The sequence below is a fragment of the Vibrio sp. Y2-5 genome (assembly GCF_014596725.1).
Classification (GTDB): Bacteria; Pseudomonadota; Gammaproteobacteria; order Enterobacterales; family Vibrionaceae; genus Vibrio.
Map to the genome: position 1 here is coordinate 210,981 of NZ_JACVEG010000006.1, position 15,370 is coordinate 226,350.

The following is a 15,370-nucleotide window of genomic DNA, read 5'->3' on the forward strand; positions in this document are numbered from 1 at the left end:
AAAATGCGCCTACGCTTGATGTAAAAAGAAAAGATGAGCCATTTATCAATAAATTGACCGATAAAACTGGAACTAACGTCTGATTTTGGTTTCAATGTACCTGCAATTGAACAGTGCTTTTAATTTAGGATGAATATGCTTATCATGGCCTATCACATGGATGAGAATCTTACAGCAGCGAATAGCCAGTATGTCTGACACTGACTTAGTCACTATAAAAAATCTAACCTTTTCCCGATCTAACCGAATCATTTTTGATGACATCAGTCTTCGAGTCCCTAAAGGTAAAATTACCGCCATCATGGGGCCATCAGGAATTGGTAAAACAACGCTTTTAAGACTTATTGGCGGTCAACTGTACCCTGAAACGGGGGAAATCTGGTTTGATGGCAGTAATATTCCAACGTTAAGTCGAAATAAATTATATAAAGCGCGTAAGAAAATGAGCATGCTTTTCCAATCTGGTGCTCTGTTTACTGATCTCAACGTTTTCGACAACGTCGCTTTTCCTATCCGAGAACACACTGATCTCGATGAGTCTTTGATTCGAACCTTAGTGCTTTTGAAGCTTGAAGCTGTCGGACTTCGGGGCGCTGCTTATTTGATGCCTAGTGAACTTTCCGGCGGTATGGCAAGACGGGCTGCACTGGCTCGCGCTATTGCTCTCGATCCTGAACTTATTATGTATGACGAACCTTTTGTTGGTCAGGATCCTATCACTATGGGCGTATTGGTTGAATTGATTCGAAATTTAAACCAAGCACTGGGTGTGACTTCTGTTGTGGTTTCCCATGATGTACCGGAAGTCATGAGCATTGCAGACTGGGTGTACTTATTGGCCGAAGGTAAAGTGATCGCTCAAGGTACGCCGCAAGACTTGTACAAAACGGAAGATCCTCGTGTTCAGCAATTCTTAAAAGGTGAAGCGGATGGTCCTGTGCCATTTCGTTATCCTGTTCAACCAATCGAAAAGGATCTTTTCCATGTTGGCTGATTTACTACAACGAGTTAGCCAATTAGGGCGCCGCTTTTTTGCCATTTGCGAATCATTTGGCCGAGCAAGTTTAATGGTTTCAGGGGCGCTGTTTGGGCGACCACATCCGATCAAAAATTTCCCACTTCTTGTTAAACAGCTCTACAGCATTGGTGTTCAATCTTTAGCGATCATTGTCGTATCAGGGCTGTTTATCGGTATGGTTCTCAGTCTGCAAGGCTATGTCATTCTTGTTGATTACGGAGCCGAAACCAGCTTAGGACAAATGGTTGCACTTTCATTGTTACGTGAGCTTGGGCCAGTGGTGACCGCACTTTTATTTGCTGGCCGAGCAGGTTCTGCGCTGACGGCTGAAATTGGATTGATGAAAGCCACTGAACAAATTTCTAGCTTGGAAATGATGGCAGTTGATCCTCTAAAGCGAGTGATCGCACCAAGATTATGGGCCGGTTTGATTTCAATGCCACTTCTCGCCATGATTTTTATGGCGGTAGGCATTTGGGGCGGTCAGTTGGTTGGTGTTGATTGGAAAGGTATAGATCACGGTAGCTTCTGGTCCACTATGCAGGCATCGGTGGAACTGGGTGAAGATATTGGTAACAGTTTGATTAAGTGCGTGGTGTTTGCCATCACCGTTACTTGGATCTCACTGTTTAATGGTTATGACGCGGTTCCAACTTCGGAAGGGATCAGTCGAGCAACGACAAGAACTGTTGTGCATTCGTCTCTAGCTGTATTAGGGCTAGACTTTGTATTGACTGCATTGATGTTTGGGAACTAATCATGCAACAAACACGTAAACTAGAATTTTGGGTAGGCAGTTTTGTGCTAGCGGGGATTTGCGCAATTCTGGTAATGATTTTTCAAGTCGCTGACGTGAAAGGTCTCGGTTCAAACGATACTTACTCACTCCGAGCAGAGTTTGACAACATTGGTAGCTTAAAAGTACGAGCGCCAGTCAAAGTGGGTGGCGTTGTGGTGGGACGAGTCTCATCCATCGTGTTGAACAAGAGTAGCTTACTTCCAGTAGTGACTATGGCTATTGATAGTCAATACAATCAGTTTCCTGACAATTCGAGCTTACACATTTTGACTGCGGGATTGATCGGCGAACAGTACATCAGCCTCATTCCAGGCTTTATATTTGAAGATGAAGAGATGTTGAAAGATGGCGATCTGATTGAAGATACGAAATCAGCACTCATTTTAGAAGATTTGATTGGTCAGGTGCTGTATAGCGTCGGCGGTTCAGAAAGTAAGGCGAGCAAGGAGTAAACATGTTGAAACGTTATGTCACTACATTGTTGGTAGTACTCTTTTCGTGGACAGTGAACGCCCAAGAAATTGACCGCACCGACCCTTATAAAATGATGAAGCAAGTTGCTGAGCAATCATTTAAACGTTTGAAAGCAGAGCAACCAAAGATTCAAGAAAATCCAGATTACTTAAAAGAGATCGTTGAAGAAGAGCTGATGCCTTACATTAACGAGCAATATGCGGCACTAAAACTTCTTGGTTCAAATTTGAAAGGTGCGAAAAGAGAGGATGTGGGTGAGTTTATTTCAGCATTCAGAGCTTATTTAGTCACAAACTACGCGCAGGTTTTGACTCAGTATACCAACCAAGAAATCGAGTTTGGCCCAGAGCCACAGCTTGAAGATGGCCGCCGAATTTCAAGTATTAAGGTGGATATTATTGATGCTCCGCGTCCAAACATTAAGCTGGAATTTAAGTTACGCAAAGAAAAATCCGGTGATTGGAAGGCATTCGACATGATAGCTGAAGGCATCAGTTTCCTGACGAGCAAACAATCTGAATGGAATGGAAAAATCCGCCAAGAAGGTATCCTGGCTGTTGCAAAAGAATTGCAAGAATTGTCGACACAACCGATTCGTTTTGAGAGCAAAACCCAATGATGCATCCGCAATGGCAGGTGGTTAATTCAGAAATAGCGAAGCTGACCGGAGCGCTGGATCGTGATAAGGTGCCGCTCTTATGGCAAGCATTGCAGCAATGGCAGCCAGAATCTGAGCAGTTTGAAGTCTCTTTACAGAATGTCGAACGTATTGATTCTGCTGGTATGGTGATGTTGATTCACCTAATAGAGCATGCAAAAAAACGAAATTGCCATATAATGCTCAGCTTTGTGCCAGAAGAGCTGGGCACACTATTTCAGTTGAGCAATATTGAAGAGTTGATGTCTCAACATATACAAATTTCCAACGGGGTGAATTGTGGATAGCACACAACTTAAAGAAATCTTAGATCAAGCACTCAACCTTCAAGAGATCCATTGTAAAGGTGAAGGCAGCCACTACGAAGTTATCGCTGTGGATGAATGCTTTGAATCAATGAGCCGTGTGAAGAAACAACAGCTAATATACGGTCCATTAATGGAATATATTAAGCGCAACGATGTTCATGCCGTTTCTATTAAAGCGTTCACGCCTGAAGAGTGGGCTCGCGATAAAAAATTGATGTCACTTTAAGGTTAGTGAATGGATAAGTTTCGAGTTATTGGGTCAGATAAGCCGCTACAAGGTGAAGTGACCATTTCTGGTGCTAAAAACGCAGCACTGCCAATTTTATTTGCGTCTATTCTGGCTACTGAGCCAGTAGAGGTGAGCAATGTACCTCACCTGCGTGATATTGATACCACAATGGAACTGCTTAAGCGCTTGGGTGCTAAAGTAGAACGCAATGGTTCTGTTCACGTCGATCCTAGCCAGATTAATCAATTCTGTGCTCCATACGATTTAGTAAAAACAATGCGTGCTTCTATCTGGGCTTTAGGTCCATTGGTTGCCCGTTTTGGTGAAGGCCAAGTATCACTACCTGGCGGTTGTGCTATCGGTGCTCGTCCTGTGGATCTTCACATTCATGGCCTTGAGCAGTTGGGTGCAACGATTGTTTTAGAAGACGGCTACGTAAAAGCCAGTGTTGATGGTCGCCTTAAAGGTGCGCACATTGTCATGGATAAAGTCAGTGTCGGCGCGACGATCACTATCATGTGTGCAGCAACATTGGCTGAAGGTAAAACCATTTTAGATAACGCAGCGCGTGAACCTGAAATCGTCGATACCGCTAAGTTCTTAAATCAACTTGGTGCGAAAGTTTCTGGCGCAGGTACTGACACTATTACTATCGAAGGCGTTGAGTCTCTTGGTGGTGGTAAGCATACCGTTGTAGCAGACCGTATTGAAACAGGTACTTTCCTAGTGGCTGCGGCGGTGTCTAAAGGCAAAATCGTTTGTCGTAAAACCAACGCCAAATTGCTGGAAGCGGTTGTTGCTAAGCTTGAAGAAGCGGGTGCTGATATCGAAACGGGTGAAGATTGGATCAGCTTAGATATGACGGAACGTGAGTTGAAAGCGGTATCTATTCGCACAGCTCCTCATCCGGGTTTCCCAACCGATATGCAAGCCCAGTTCACTTTGCTTAATATGATGGCAAAGGGTGGCGGTGTGATTACTGAAACCATTTTTGAAAACCGATTTATGCACGTTCCAGAGCTGATGCGCATGGGCGCGAAAGCGGAAATCGAAGGTAACACAGTCATTTGCGGCGATGTGGAATCGTTAAGCGGTGCACAAGTGATGGCGACAGACCTACGTGCTTCTGCAAGCCTAGTGATTGCGGGTTGTATTGCTCACGGCGAAACCATTGTTGACCGCATTTACCATATTGATCGTGGTTACGAGCGTATTGAAGATAAGCTTTCGGCACTTGGCGCGAATATTCAGCGCGTTCATGACGCAAGCTAATTTTCATTTTGGTATATCGGCCGAAGTCTGTTGATTTCGGCTTTTTATTTTGACCTGAGCTTTGATTTTTGTTCGAACTTGGGTTGTAAAGCTCCTTTGGAGAAAACAGATGATTGCATTATTTCGTATCATTGCTGTCGCTATTTTTGCTGTAGTGATGTTTGTATTCGGATGTGGTTACTGCTTATTAAGCCCGCGTAACCCGAAGCATGTATTCACTTTTGGCCGCATGTTTGCAGCGATGTCGAAAGTGTTTGGTATTAAGCTGGAACTTCGTATTCCAGAAGATGCTTACAAGCGTGGACAGGCGATTTACATCGCGAACCACCAAAACAACTGGGATCTTTTCACTGTTTCAGCTGCGGTGACACCGAAAGTGGTTACCGTGGGTAAGAAAAGCCTCGCGTGGATGCCACTGTTCGGCCAACTGTACTGGTTGACGGGTAATATTCTGATTGACCGAGCAAACAAAACAAAAGCGAAAGGTACAATCAACCAAGTGGTTGATAGCATTAAAAACAGTGACGTATCAGTGTGGATGTTCCCTGAAGGTACTCGTTCTCGCGGTCGTGGCTTATTACCATTTAAAACTGGCGCGTTCCATGCGGCAATGGGCGCTCAAGTTCCTGTGATTCCTATCGTTTGTAGTTCAACCCATAAACTACGTTTAAATCGTTGGGATAACGGCCACGTGATTGTTGAAATGCTGCCACCTGTGACTGTCGAAGAATACAAAGACAAGTCAGTTCGTGCACTTTCAAATCAGTGTCATGAAGCGATGAAAGTGAAGCTGGAAGAGCTTGATAAAGAAATCGCTCAGCGTAACGCGAGAAAATAGCGTTTATTAATGATGAGTAAAAAAGGGTTGCCTAGGCAACCCTTTTTGTTTGTTCAATCACACCCTATAGCGCGGTGTTGATTGCTCAAATAAAATTATTTACGAACGGCAATCGCTTCGATTTCGATACCTACATCTTTTGGTAGGCGAGCCACTTCCACACATGAACGAGCAGGGTAGTGAGCGACGTTGTGCTCGTCAAAGAATTTACCGTAAACTTCGTTCACTGTGCCAAAGTCGTTTAGGTCTTTTACGAATACAGTCATTTTTACGATATCGCCAACTGTTAAGCCAGAAGCTTCAACCACAGCTTTTACGTTGTCTAGAGATTGACGCGCTTGGACTGCGATATCGTCAGAAACTTCACCCGTTACTGGGTTAACTGGGATTTGGCCAGAAGTTAAAACCATATTGCCAAGGTCAACACCTTGAATGTATGGACCAATTGCCGCTGGAGCAGATTCTGTGTGCAAAACTTTTGTCATGGTTCTTATTCCATTGATTATTCGAATTAAAAAGGTCTGTCTACTTGCGGTGTGAACATCACCCAAATAACAGACCCTAGCAGTTTGCCTTTTATACCTTGATAGGTAAAGGCTTGATTAACCTTCGCGCTCAGTCACGATTTCGCGGGAGAACACTTTCTCACAGTACTTACACTTCAGGCGAATATCGTTATTTTTTTCAACAATACTGAAGCTGCTTTCTACCGGTTCGTTGTGAGAAATACAGTTGCTGTTTGGACAGGCAAACACGCTGTTGATTTTCTCAGGTAGTTCCAGAGCAAGCTTTTTCACCACTTGGTAGTTTTCGATTTGGTTTACCGTTGCGTGTGGAGCGTAAAGCGCAAGTTTGTTCGCTTGTTCTTCGTTGATGAACACGTTTTCAATCTTTAGCAGATCTTTATGCCCAAGAGCAGACGATGGCAAATTTAAACCAATAGTTACTCGTTGCTGGGTATTGTGCATATCAAACAGTTTGAGAACTTTGATGCCCACTTGTGCCGGAATATGGTCAATCACTGTGCCGTTTTTGATGGCTTCGACTTGTAGTTTGGTTTCTTTACTCATGACAGACTCCGATTACAGTGATTCGTTCAAAACTAGGGCTAACAGTGCTTCGCGCGCATAAACACCGTTGTTCGCTTGTTGGAAGAAATAAGCGTGAGGTGTTTTATCTACGTCGGTGGTGATTTCGTCAACACGAGGAAGCGGGTGAAGAACTTTCATGTTCTCACGGGCATTTTCAAGCATTGCAGCGGTTAGAACGAAAGCTGACTTAATGTGTAAGTATTCAGATGGGTCAAAACGTTCTTTTTGTACGCGAGTCATATATAGGATATCGAGTTCTGGGATCACGCTTTCCATATCACTGTGTAAGCTGTATTCCACTCCCGCTTCATCCAGTTCTTCACAGATGTAATCAGGCATCGCTAATGCGTCTGGTGCCACAAAGAAGAAACGGTTGTTATCAAACTTAGCCAGAGCTTGAGCAAGTGAATGCACCGTGCGTCCGTATTTTAAGTCACCGACAAAAGCCACGTTCAGATTGTCTAGTCGACCTTGAGTCTCATACAGAGTAAACAAATCGAGAAGCGTTTGAGTAGGGTGTTGGTTTGAACCGTCGCCCGCATTGATGACAGGAACGCCATTAGAAAACTCAGAAGCAAGACGTGCTGCACCTTCTTGTGGGTGACGCATAACAAATGCATCCACATAAGAGGTAATAATCTGAACGGAATCCGCCAGTGTTTCCCCTTTGTTTGCTAACGAGGTGTTACCGCCATTGTCAAAACCGATGACGCTGCCACCGATACGCTGAATCGCCGTTTCAAATGATAAGCGCGTACGAGTCGACGGCTCAAAGAAACAGCTTGCAACGACTTTGTTTTTTATCAGCTCAGGTTTTGGTTCAGCTTTAAGCTGGCCGGCAGTTTGAACAATCAATTCCAATTCTTGTCTTGAAAGCTCAGAAATGGAGATGATGTGCTTATTATAAAGCGAGTTAGCCATGATCTTCTTCCCTATCATTTTCTTAAAGTGGCGGTACCAATACCAACAATTATCTAATCATTCTTACTTGCTAAAATCACCGATAGCTACGTTAGAATTTATGTAATTAGCATGACTAGTTACACAAATTCTGCCTTGCTCTCAGTGATTTTATCTGCGCAATATTTTGAATATCTAATTATCGGTATTGGTACAAAAAAGCCCCCCAATAAGGGAGGCTTTAAAATTCAACAACGGGGGAAAACAGTTTGCCCTGTAAGCGTAATTGCTTACCGAAATTTTTAGCTGCACGATAGTCAATATGCATCAATTTCATTGGGTCCCCCTAGACAAATTGCTGGGAATTATACGCTTTGTTTTTAGTGACGCAAGCGATTACGTCATTTATCACCTCGCTAATCGCCCAGCGTTGCAACCATCACTGCTTTAATGGTGTGCATGCGGTTTTCTGCTTCATCAAACACAATTGAATAGTCAGATTCAAACACATCTTCGGTGACTTCCAAGCCTTTCATACCAAACTTCTCAGCTACTTGCTTACCAATAGTGGTTTCATCGTTGTGGAAAGCTGGTAAGCAGTGCATGAATTTAACATGTGGGTTGCCAGTGGCTTTAATCACATCCATATTGACCTGATAAGGCTTCATTAGGGCGACACGTTCATCCCATGCTTCTGGTGCTTCACCCATAGAGACCCAAACGTCGGTGTAAAGAAAATCACAACCTGTGACGCCCTCCGCAACATTTTCAGTGAGCGTGATTTTTGCGCCGCTTTCTGCTGCTAAGTCTTGGCATGTTTGCACCAACTCGGCATCTGGCCAGTACGCTTTTGGTGCAACTAAGCGGATATCCATACCCATTTTCGCCGCGCCAACCATCAGTGAATTACCCATGTTGTTACGAGCATCACCGAGGTAAGCGAACTTAACTTCGCTGAGTGATTTACCGCGAGAGTATTCTTGCATGGTTAAGAAGTCTGCCAGAATTTGAGTTGGGTGAAACTCATCGGTTAAGCCATTCCAGACTGGTACGCCTGCATACTTGCCGAGCTCTTCTACAATTTCTTGACCAAAGCCGCGATATTGAATGCCGTCGTACATACGGCCTAATACGCGAGCGGTATCTTTCATCGATTCTTTGTCGCCAATTTGCGAACCTGAAGGGCCAAGGTAGCTGACCTGTGCGCCTTGATCAAAAGCAGCAACTTCAAAGGCACAGCGAGTACGAGTAGAGGCTTTTTCAAAAATGAGCGCGATGTTTTTTCCGATTAGTTTTTTTTGCTCAGTGCCCGCTTTTTTTGCTCGTTTTAAATCAGCAGAGAGATCCAGTAAGAATTGGATTTCTTTCTGCGTAAAATCAAGCAGTTTAAGATAATTGCGGTGACGTAAATTGAAAGCCATGACTCAGTCCTTAGATACAAATAACGAGTAGGGCTAGTTAAACATAGAAATGCTATAAAAGTGAATAGTTATTTTAAATAAGTGGCGAGACGTGCTTAACATCTCGCCAAATGTGCTTATAAATTCTCTTCAGCGAACTCAGCCAAGCGGCTGCGAACGACACCGTTGAGGTGGATGTTGGCGCTGCCTTCAAAGTTTTTGAAGCGCTCAACCATGTAAGTTAACCCCGATGTCACAGGGGTTAGGTATGGTGAATCGATCTGAGCAAGGTTACCTGAACACACAATCTTAGTGCCTTCACCACAGCGAGTGATGATGGTTTTGATTTGTGAAGCAGTAAGGTTCTGACACTCATCCAGTAACACAAATGCGTCTTGTATTGAGCGTCCGCGCATAAAGTTAATCGATTTGAACTGAATATTGGCTTTATCAACGATGTATTTTAAAGAGCCTTCAGTACAGTGGTCATTCTTGTGTAAAGCCTCAAGCGTGTCGGTGACCGCTGCCAGCCAAGGCATCATTTTTTCTTCCTCTGTACCCGGCAAGAAACCGATAGATTCGCCAATATCCGGTGTGTTACGAGTGACGATGATCTTATCGAACATCTTCTTCTCTACGGTTTGCTCTAGTGCCGCAGCCATCGCAAGCAATGTTTTACCACTACCTGCAGCCCCCGTCAGAATCACCAAATCAATTTCAGGATCGAGCAGAGCATCTAACGCCATGGCCTGATAGATATTCTTTGGTGTGATATCCCAAGCTTTGCGATGCATCATGCGCTCGCGGCTCTTGTCTAGCAGAGTAATTTTGTCTTCGGAGATGGTTTCTACTCGCGCAGCAAAATCACTCTCTTCGTCAATCACATATTGGTTGATATAAGTAGGTTCAAACGGTTCACGATCGAGTTTGTGATAGGTTTTGCCTTCGAGTGCATAACTATCTACATTCTCAATATCATCCCAGAAATTACCTGTTCTGGTCTGGAAACCTTTGGTGAGGTACTGGACATCATCAATCAGTTGGTCAGTACGATAGTCTTCAACATAACGTACGCCAGCGCCTTTGGCACGCAGACGCATGTTGATGTCTTTGGTAATAAGAACAACTGAGCGAGGGGCGCGTTTGTTCTGTAAATGGAGTACAGCGTTAAGTATACGGTTGTCGCCTTCTTTGTCGGTGAAAGCTTTTACGCTCTCGTGGACATCATAGTCGGCTAAGATTGAAATGGTGCCGGTCGCACTGCTTTGTTTGGTAAAAGGGATCCCTTCTGATATCTCATCTGGTGTTGCATCGTGGAACAAATTCTCCAACGCTCTAATCGCCACACGAGCATCGCGCGCAACGTCGCGTTTGCTGTCTTTGATTCGGTCGAGTTCTTCGAGGACGGTCATAGGAATGACCACATCATGTTCTTGGAAGGAGTAAATGGCTAGAGGTTCATGAAGTAGGATATTGGTATCCAGTACAAACAGTTTCCGATCGGTATCGCCCATAAGCGTCTCCTTGCTATCGTATAGCTTGCTTTCATAGGATGTCGGCAATAGAGGTCGCAATGAATCGTACACTTTGGGTAGGCTTTCGATCTCTTGCGACTTACTGCAAACCCGAGTTGATACTCACTGTTTTGATAAGCAGACTTTGTGCCAAATTTTCACTCGGTTTTATCTGTTTATCTGAGTTGAGTATAGCAACGTCTTATCTAAGAAATGCCACTGGTTTCTTACAGTTTGATGTCAGCACACACTAGAATAAAAAATGCGGGGATTGAGCGTGACCTGCATCACGCCATCAAGTAAGATTAGCGACCTTTTTCTGCTGCACTCTCCTAAAGCGATCATAATTAGGAGCTGAATTCTCTATGTGGCAGATTTCTATTTATAATTATCCAATCCAAATTGATGAGGTAGTCGATTAATGACTTTTGCTTTGGGGCAACGCTGGATTAGCGATACGGAAAGCGATTTAGGTTTAGGTACCGTCGTAGCAATGGATGCGCGAACTGTTACTCTTATGTTTGCAGCGTCAGAAGAAAACCGAGTGTACGCTCGCAATGACGCACCAGTAACACGAGTGACATTTAATGTTGGCGACGTTATTGATAGCCAAGAAGGCTGGTCACTCAAAGTTGAGCAAGTGGTTGAAGATCAGGGCTTGCTCACCTACCTCGGAACTCGTGAAGATACGGAAGAGTCAGGTGTTGCTCTGCGTGAAATTTTCCTGAGTAATCAAATTCGATTCAACAAGCCACAAGATAAGTTGTTCGCAGGTCAGATTGATCGTATGGATAACTTCGTGTTGCGCTACCGCTCTCTAACTAATCAGTTTCAACAACACAAGAGTCCGATGCGTGGTTTGTGTGGCATGCGCGCAGGTTTGATCCCTCACCAGCTGTATATTGCTCATGAAGTGGGCCGTCGTTATGCACCACGTGTTTTGTTGGCTGATGAAGTGGGTTTGGGTAAAACTATTGAAGCCGGCATGATCATCCACCAACAGGTACTTTCTGGTCGTGCTGAACGCATTCTGATTGTGGTTCCAGAAACATTGCAGCACCAATGGTTGGTAGAGATGATGCGCCGCTTTAACCTGCATTTCTCTATCTTTGATGAAGAGCGTTGTGTTGAAGCGTTTGCTGAAGCTGATAACCCATTCGAAACTCAACAGTACGTATTATGCTCGCTGGGCTTTTTACGTAAGAGCCGTCAGCGTTTTGAACAAGCCTTAGAAGCTGAGTGGGACTTACTGGTTGTCGATGAAGCGCACCATCTTGAGTGGTCTCAGGATAATCCAAGCCGTGAATATCAGGTTATTGAAGGTTTAGCTGAACGCACACCGGGTGTGCTTCTTCTAACCGCAACACCTGAGCAGCTTGGTCGTGAAAGTCACTTTGCGCGTTTACGTCTACTTGATGCCGACCGTTTCTATGATTATGACGCCTTTGTTCAAGAAGAAGAGCAGTATGCGCCTGTCGCAGATGCAGTGAGTGCTTTGCTTTCAGGTCAGAAGCTTAGTGATGAAGCGAAAAACCAAATCACCGAACTGCTCTCTGAACAAGACGTAGAACCGCTATTCCGCGTTCTGGAAAGTCAGGCAAGCGATGAAGAGAAAGCTTCTGCAAGCCAAGAGTTAGTCGATAACTTAATGGACCGCCACGGTACGGGGCGTGTGTTATTTAGAAACACTCGTGCTGCAGTGAAAGGTTTCCCAACGCGTAATGTGCATTTAATGCCGATGCCAATTCCATCGCAGTATGAAACGTCTATGCGTGTGTCCGGACTGATTGGCGGCAAGATCAGCCCTGAAGCTCGTGCGATGAAAATGCTTTATCCAGAAGAGATCTTCCAAGAATTTGAAGGTGAGAACTCAAGCTGGTGGCAGTTTGATTCACGTGTTAACTGGCTGATTGAAAAAGTGAAAGAGAAACGCAGTGAGAAGATCCTAGTGATTGCTTCACGCGCAAGTTCCGCACTGCAATTAGAGCAAGCGCTTCGTGAACGTGAAGGCATCCGTGCAACGGTATTCCATGAAGGAATGTCGATCATCGAACGAGATAAAGCGGCTGCGTATTTCGCGCAAGAAGAGGGCGGTGCTCAGGTTCTTATCTGTAGCGAAATCGGCTCTGAAGGTCGTAACTTCCAGTTTGCAAGCCAACTGGTGATGTTTGATCTGCCATTTAACCCTGACTTGCTTGAGCAACGTATCGGTCGCTTGGATCGTATCGGTCAACAGCGCGACATTGATATTTTTGTTCCGTATCTTGAAGGCACATCGCAAGGGATTCTGGCTCGTTGGTACGATGAAGGTTTGAATGCATTTGCTGAAACGTGTCCAACAGGTCGTGCCGTTTATGATGAGTTTGTGTCGCGCCTAGTTCCAGTTTTGGCTGCTGGCGGCAGCGATGATCTTGATGAGATCATCGAAGAATCAGCGAAAATGAACAAAGCGCTGAAATCTCAGCTAGAACATGGTCGCGATCGTCTGTTAGAAATGCACTCCAATGGCGGTGAGAAAGCGTTGGATATCGCAGAGAAAATTGCTGCGACAGACGGTGATACCAATCTAGTGACTTTCGCTTTAAGCCTATTTGATACCATTGGTTTGAATCAAGATGACCATGGTGAAAATGCGCTTGTTGTGACGCCATCTGAACACATGATGGTACCAAGCTATCCGGGGCTGCCTTATGAAGGTGCGACGATCACGTTTGATCGCGATACTGCTTTGTCACGTGAAGATATGCACTTTATCAGTTGGGAGCATCCAATGATCCAAGGTGGTATTGATCTTCTGATGAGTGAAGGCGTGGGTACGTCTGCGGTATCTTTGCTAAAGAACAAATCTCTGCCAGTGGGTACGATTTTGTTGGAGCTAGTGTACGTAGTCGATGCCCAAGCACCGAAACGCAGCGGTATTTCTCGCTTCTTACCGAAAACACCGATTCGTATTCTTTTGGATGCTCGTGGTAATAATCTTTCAAGCCAAGTTGAGTTTGAAGGCTTTAACCGTCAACTAAGCCCTGTGAATCGCCATTTGGCGAGCAAGCTGGTCAGCAGTGTACAAAATGATGTACATAACCTAATCACAGCAAGTGAAGCGTTTGCCGTTGAAGAAGTGAAATCGATTCGTGAGCAAGCACAGAAAGAGATGGAACACAGCCTTAACTCTGAGCTTGAGCGTTTACAGGCGTTGAAAGCAGTCAACCCGAACATTCGTGATGAAGAGATTGAAGTGATCGAACAGCAAATTAATGAGCTTTCTGGGTACATCACTCAGGCTCAATTTCAGCTCGATTCTCTTCGATTGATTGTGGTTGCACACAACTAAGAAAAATTCACAAAAATCAAAAAGGCCTTCGTCAGAAGGCCTTTTTTCTATTTATCGCTCTCTACCTAAAGGGTGTGAAATCCAAGGTGTAAAGAGGGCAGATAAATTACATGATCCACTTCCACCAAACAAACAGTGCTAGGAAGCCAAACAAGTAGACTAAACCTAGAATCGACAGAGCTTTCAGTTTCGGACCAACCGCAAGTTCTTTTGGTAATGGTGTTTTAGTGACCAGAATGTAGTTCAGCAGAGCAAAGATCGGTGTTGTCATGAACGCCATGATCATTGCAAAGTTCAACATTGGCATGAGTGCAGATGCGAAGAACACTATGATAGCCAGTGCTGCTACTGATACAACAATCATCCAAGCTTGAAGGACTTTCGGGCTCTGCTCTTTATCTTCTTTGATCAGACGTTGAGATTCCGCTATAACACGCGAGTAACCATCAATCACCGTGATCGTACTACCGAAGATACAGAAGAAAGCGATAACCGCAATCAGGTAACGAGACCATTCACCAATGGTGGATGCGTAAAGTCCAACAAGCTGATGTGAGAAACCAACACCAGATTTAGAGAGTTCTACACCTGTGCCATTCAGTACTAACGCACCTAGAGCTAGGAACACAACCGCTAGAATAGCAGTACCGATGTAACCTACGTTGAAGTCAAACAGTGCAGATTGAGCAGTGACTTTTTGATGGCGGCATTGAGATTTTAGCCATACAGAAGTAAGGCTTGATATTTCAATTGGTGCCGGCATCCAACCCATTGTTACGACTAGGAAACCAATCGCAGCGATCGTCCATGGAGAAGGCGTTTCCGCAGCTACAGTACTTACTGGGGCAGAATTTGTCGCCGCAATAACGACTGCCAGTAAGGTAGCAATGGTTAGCACAGCCATGATGACTTTTGACAACGTGTCCAACGCTTTGTAATGACCAGCAAAAAGAATGACTAAGCAAGTCACTAATACGATGCCACATAGTACTGGAAGTGACAGGTCAAACGGTACGAAGTAGCTAAGTAAACTTGCGCTGAACATCAGAAGTGCTGCGGTATTTACCACTGATGAGAAAACAGCAAGGATAGTGAATACCCAAAGGTACGGTTTACCGAGCTTCGCATAACCTTCGACAAGGCTTTCACCTGTGCCCATTGTGTACTGAACGCCTGCTTTAAAAAATGGGTATTTAAATAAGTTTACCAGCAGAATCAGTATCGCTAATTGCCAACCGTAAATAGCGCCAGCTTTGGTTGATGCAACGAGATGTGAGCCACCAACAGCCGCTGCAGCCATCATTATCCCTGGCCCTAATGAGCGCATTAATTGAGACAAAGATAGCCGTTGTTCTGATGGATATGATACGGCGTTTTCCATTCTTGTTATTCCTTAGAATTATGATGTTGTGTTTAATATTTTTTATAGCCTGCCAGCTTGGCTGGTCAGGATGACTTTAATGTCAATACTACACATCAATATCACAGCTACTTTTTGTGTCAATTTATATTTACAAACCTTTTAGATCTTTTTTCGT

At 44.4% G+C, this 15,370-nt stretch carries 15 protein-coding genes; 9 read left to right on the top strand and 6 right to left on the bottom strand.

Annotated elements, in window-relative coordinates; translation table 11 throughout:
• Positions 1–190 precede the first annotated feature (190 nt).
• The 8 genes from mlaF (at position 191) to HUO09_RS15715 (ending at position 5,596) form a co-directional block, all read left to right on the top strand.
• Positions 191–994, top strand: a complete 804-nt coding sequence (gene mlaF, locus HUO09_RS15680; RefSeq protein WP_188234522.1) for a phospholipid ABC transporter ATP-binding protein MlaF — start codon at positions 191–193, stop codon at positions 992–994.
• A complete protein-coding gene (gene mlaE, locus HUO09_RS15685; protein ID WP_188234523.1) occupies positions 984–1,775 on the top strand; it encodes a lipid asymmetry maintenance ABC transporter permease subunit MlaE in 792 nt (263 codons plus the stop codon). The genes mlaF and mlaE overlap by 11 nt, the downstream gene beginning before the upstream one ends.
• Before the next feature lie 2 nt (positions 1,776–1,777).
• Positions 1,778–2,269 (top strand): outer membrane lipid asymmetry maintenance protein MlaD, encoded by a 492-nt coding sequence (gene mlaD / locus HUO09_RS15690; RefSeq protein ID WP_167412835.1) that lies wholly within the window; start codon positions 1,778–1,780, stop codon positions 2,267–2,269.
• 2 nt (positions 2,270–2,271) lie between these two features.
• Positions 2,272–2,910 (top strand): phospholipid-binding protein MlaC, encoded by a 639-nt coding sequence (gene mlaC / locus HUO09_RS15695; protein ID WP_188234524.1) that lies wholly within the window; start codon positions 2,272–2,274, stop codon positions 2,908–2,910.
• Positions 2,907–3,236 (top strand): lipid asymmetry maintenance protein MlaB, encoded by a 330-nt coding sequence (locus HUO09_RS15700; RefSeq protein WP_167412833.1) that lies wholly within the window; start codon positions 2,907–2,909, stop codon positions 3,234–3,236. The genes mlaC and HUO09_RS15700 overlap by 4 nt, the downstream gene beginning before the upstream one ends.
• Positions 3,229–3,483: a BolA family iron metabolism protein IbaG gene (ibaG, locus tag HUO09_RS15705; RefSeq protein ID WP_167412832.1), complete on the top strand. Its 255-nt coding sequence runs from the start codon at positions 3,229–3,231 to the stop codon at positions 3,481–3,483. The genes HUO09_RS15700 and ibaG overlap by 8 nt, the downstream gene beginning before the upstream one ends.
• A gap of 9 nt (positions 3,484–3,492) precedes the next feature.
• Positions 3,493–4,758 (top strand): UDP-N-acetylglucosamine 1-carboxyvinyltransferase, encoded by a 1,266-nt coding sequence (gene murA, locus HUO09_RS15710; protein WP_188234525.1) that lies wholly within the window; start codon positions 3,493–3,495, stop codon positions 4,756–4,758.
• A gap of 109 nt (positions 4,759–4,867) precedes the next feature.
• Positions 4,868–5,596 carry a 1-acylglycerol-3-phosphate O-acyltransferase gene (locus HUO09_RS15715; RefSeq protein ID WP_167412830.1) on the top strand — a complete coding sequence of 243 codons (729 nt, stop codon included), beginning with the start codon at positions 4,868–4,870 and terminating at the stop codon, positions 5,594–5,596.
• A gap of 95 nt (positions 5,597–5,691) precedes the next feature.
• Here the strand turns inward: HUO09_RS15715 and HUO09_RS15720 are convergent, their stop codons facing one another.
• From HUO09_RS15720 to HUO09_RS15740, 5 genes are all read right to left on the bottom strand, one after another.
• Positions 5,692–6,081, bottom strand: coding sequence for a RidA family protein (locus HUO09_RS15720; RefSeq protein WP_042485372.1), 390 nt, complete (start codon positions 6,079–6,081; stop codon positions 5,692–5,694).
• Positions 6,082–6,198: 117 nt separating this feature from the next.
• Positions 6,199–6,666, bottom strand: coding sequence for an aspartate carbamoyltransferase regulatory subunit (gene pyrI, locus HUO09_RS15725; RefSeq protein WP_167412829.1), 468 nt, complete (start codon positions 6,664–6,666; stop codon positions 6,199–6,201).
• A gap of 12 nt (positions 6,667–6,678) precedes the next feature.
• The gene (gene pyrB / locus HUO09_RS15730) at positions 6,679–7,608 is read right to left on the bottom strand and encodes an aspartate carbamoyltransferase (protein WP_167412828.1); all 930 of its coding nucleotides are present in this window, start codon (positions 7,606–7,608) and stop codon (positions 6,679–6,681) included.
• A gap of 395 nt (positions 7,609–8,003) precedes the next feature.
• Positions 8,004–9,008, bottom strand: a complete 1,005-nt coding sequence (gene argF / locus HUO09_RS15735) for an ornithine carbamoyltransferase (protein WP_188234526.1) — start codon at positions 9,006–9,008, stop codon at positions 8,004–8,006.
• 116 nt (positions 9,009–9,124) lie between these two features.
• Complete coding sequence (locus tag HUO09_RS15740; RefSeq protein ID WP_167412826.1) at positions 9,125–10,501, bottom strand: PhoH family protein; 1,377 nt, start codon at positions 10,499–10,501, stop codon at positions 9,125–9,127.
• A gap of 421 nt (positions 10,502–10,922) precedes the next feature.
• Between HUO09_RS15740 and rapA the strand changes: the two genes are divergently transcribed.
• Entirely contained in the window at positions 10,923–13,832 is a 2,910-nt protein-coding gene (gene rapA / locus HUO09_RS15745; RefSeq protein WP_188234527.1) for an RNA polymerase-associated protein RapA, read from the top strand.
• 106 nt (positions 13,833–13,938) lie between these two features.
• Here rapA and HUO09_RS15750 read toward each other — a convergent pair whose 3' ends face one another.
• Complete coding sequence (locus HUO09_RS15750) at positions 13,939–15,213, bottom strand: Nramp family divalent metal transporter (RefSeq protein ID WP_188234528.1); 1,275 nt, start codon at positions 15,211–15,213, stop codon at positions 13,939–13,941.
• Positions 15,214–15,370: the final 157 nt, after the last annotated feature.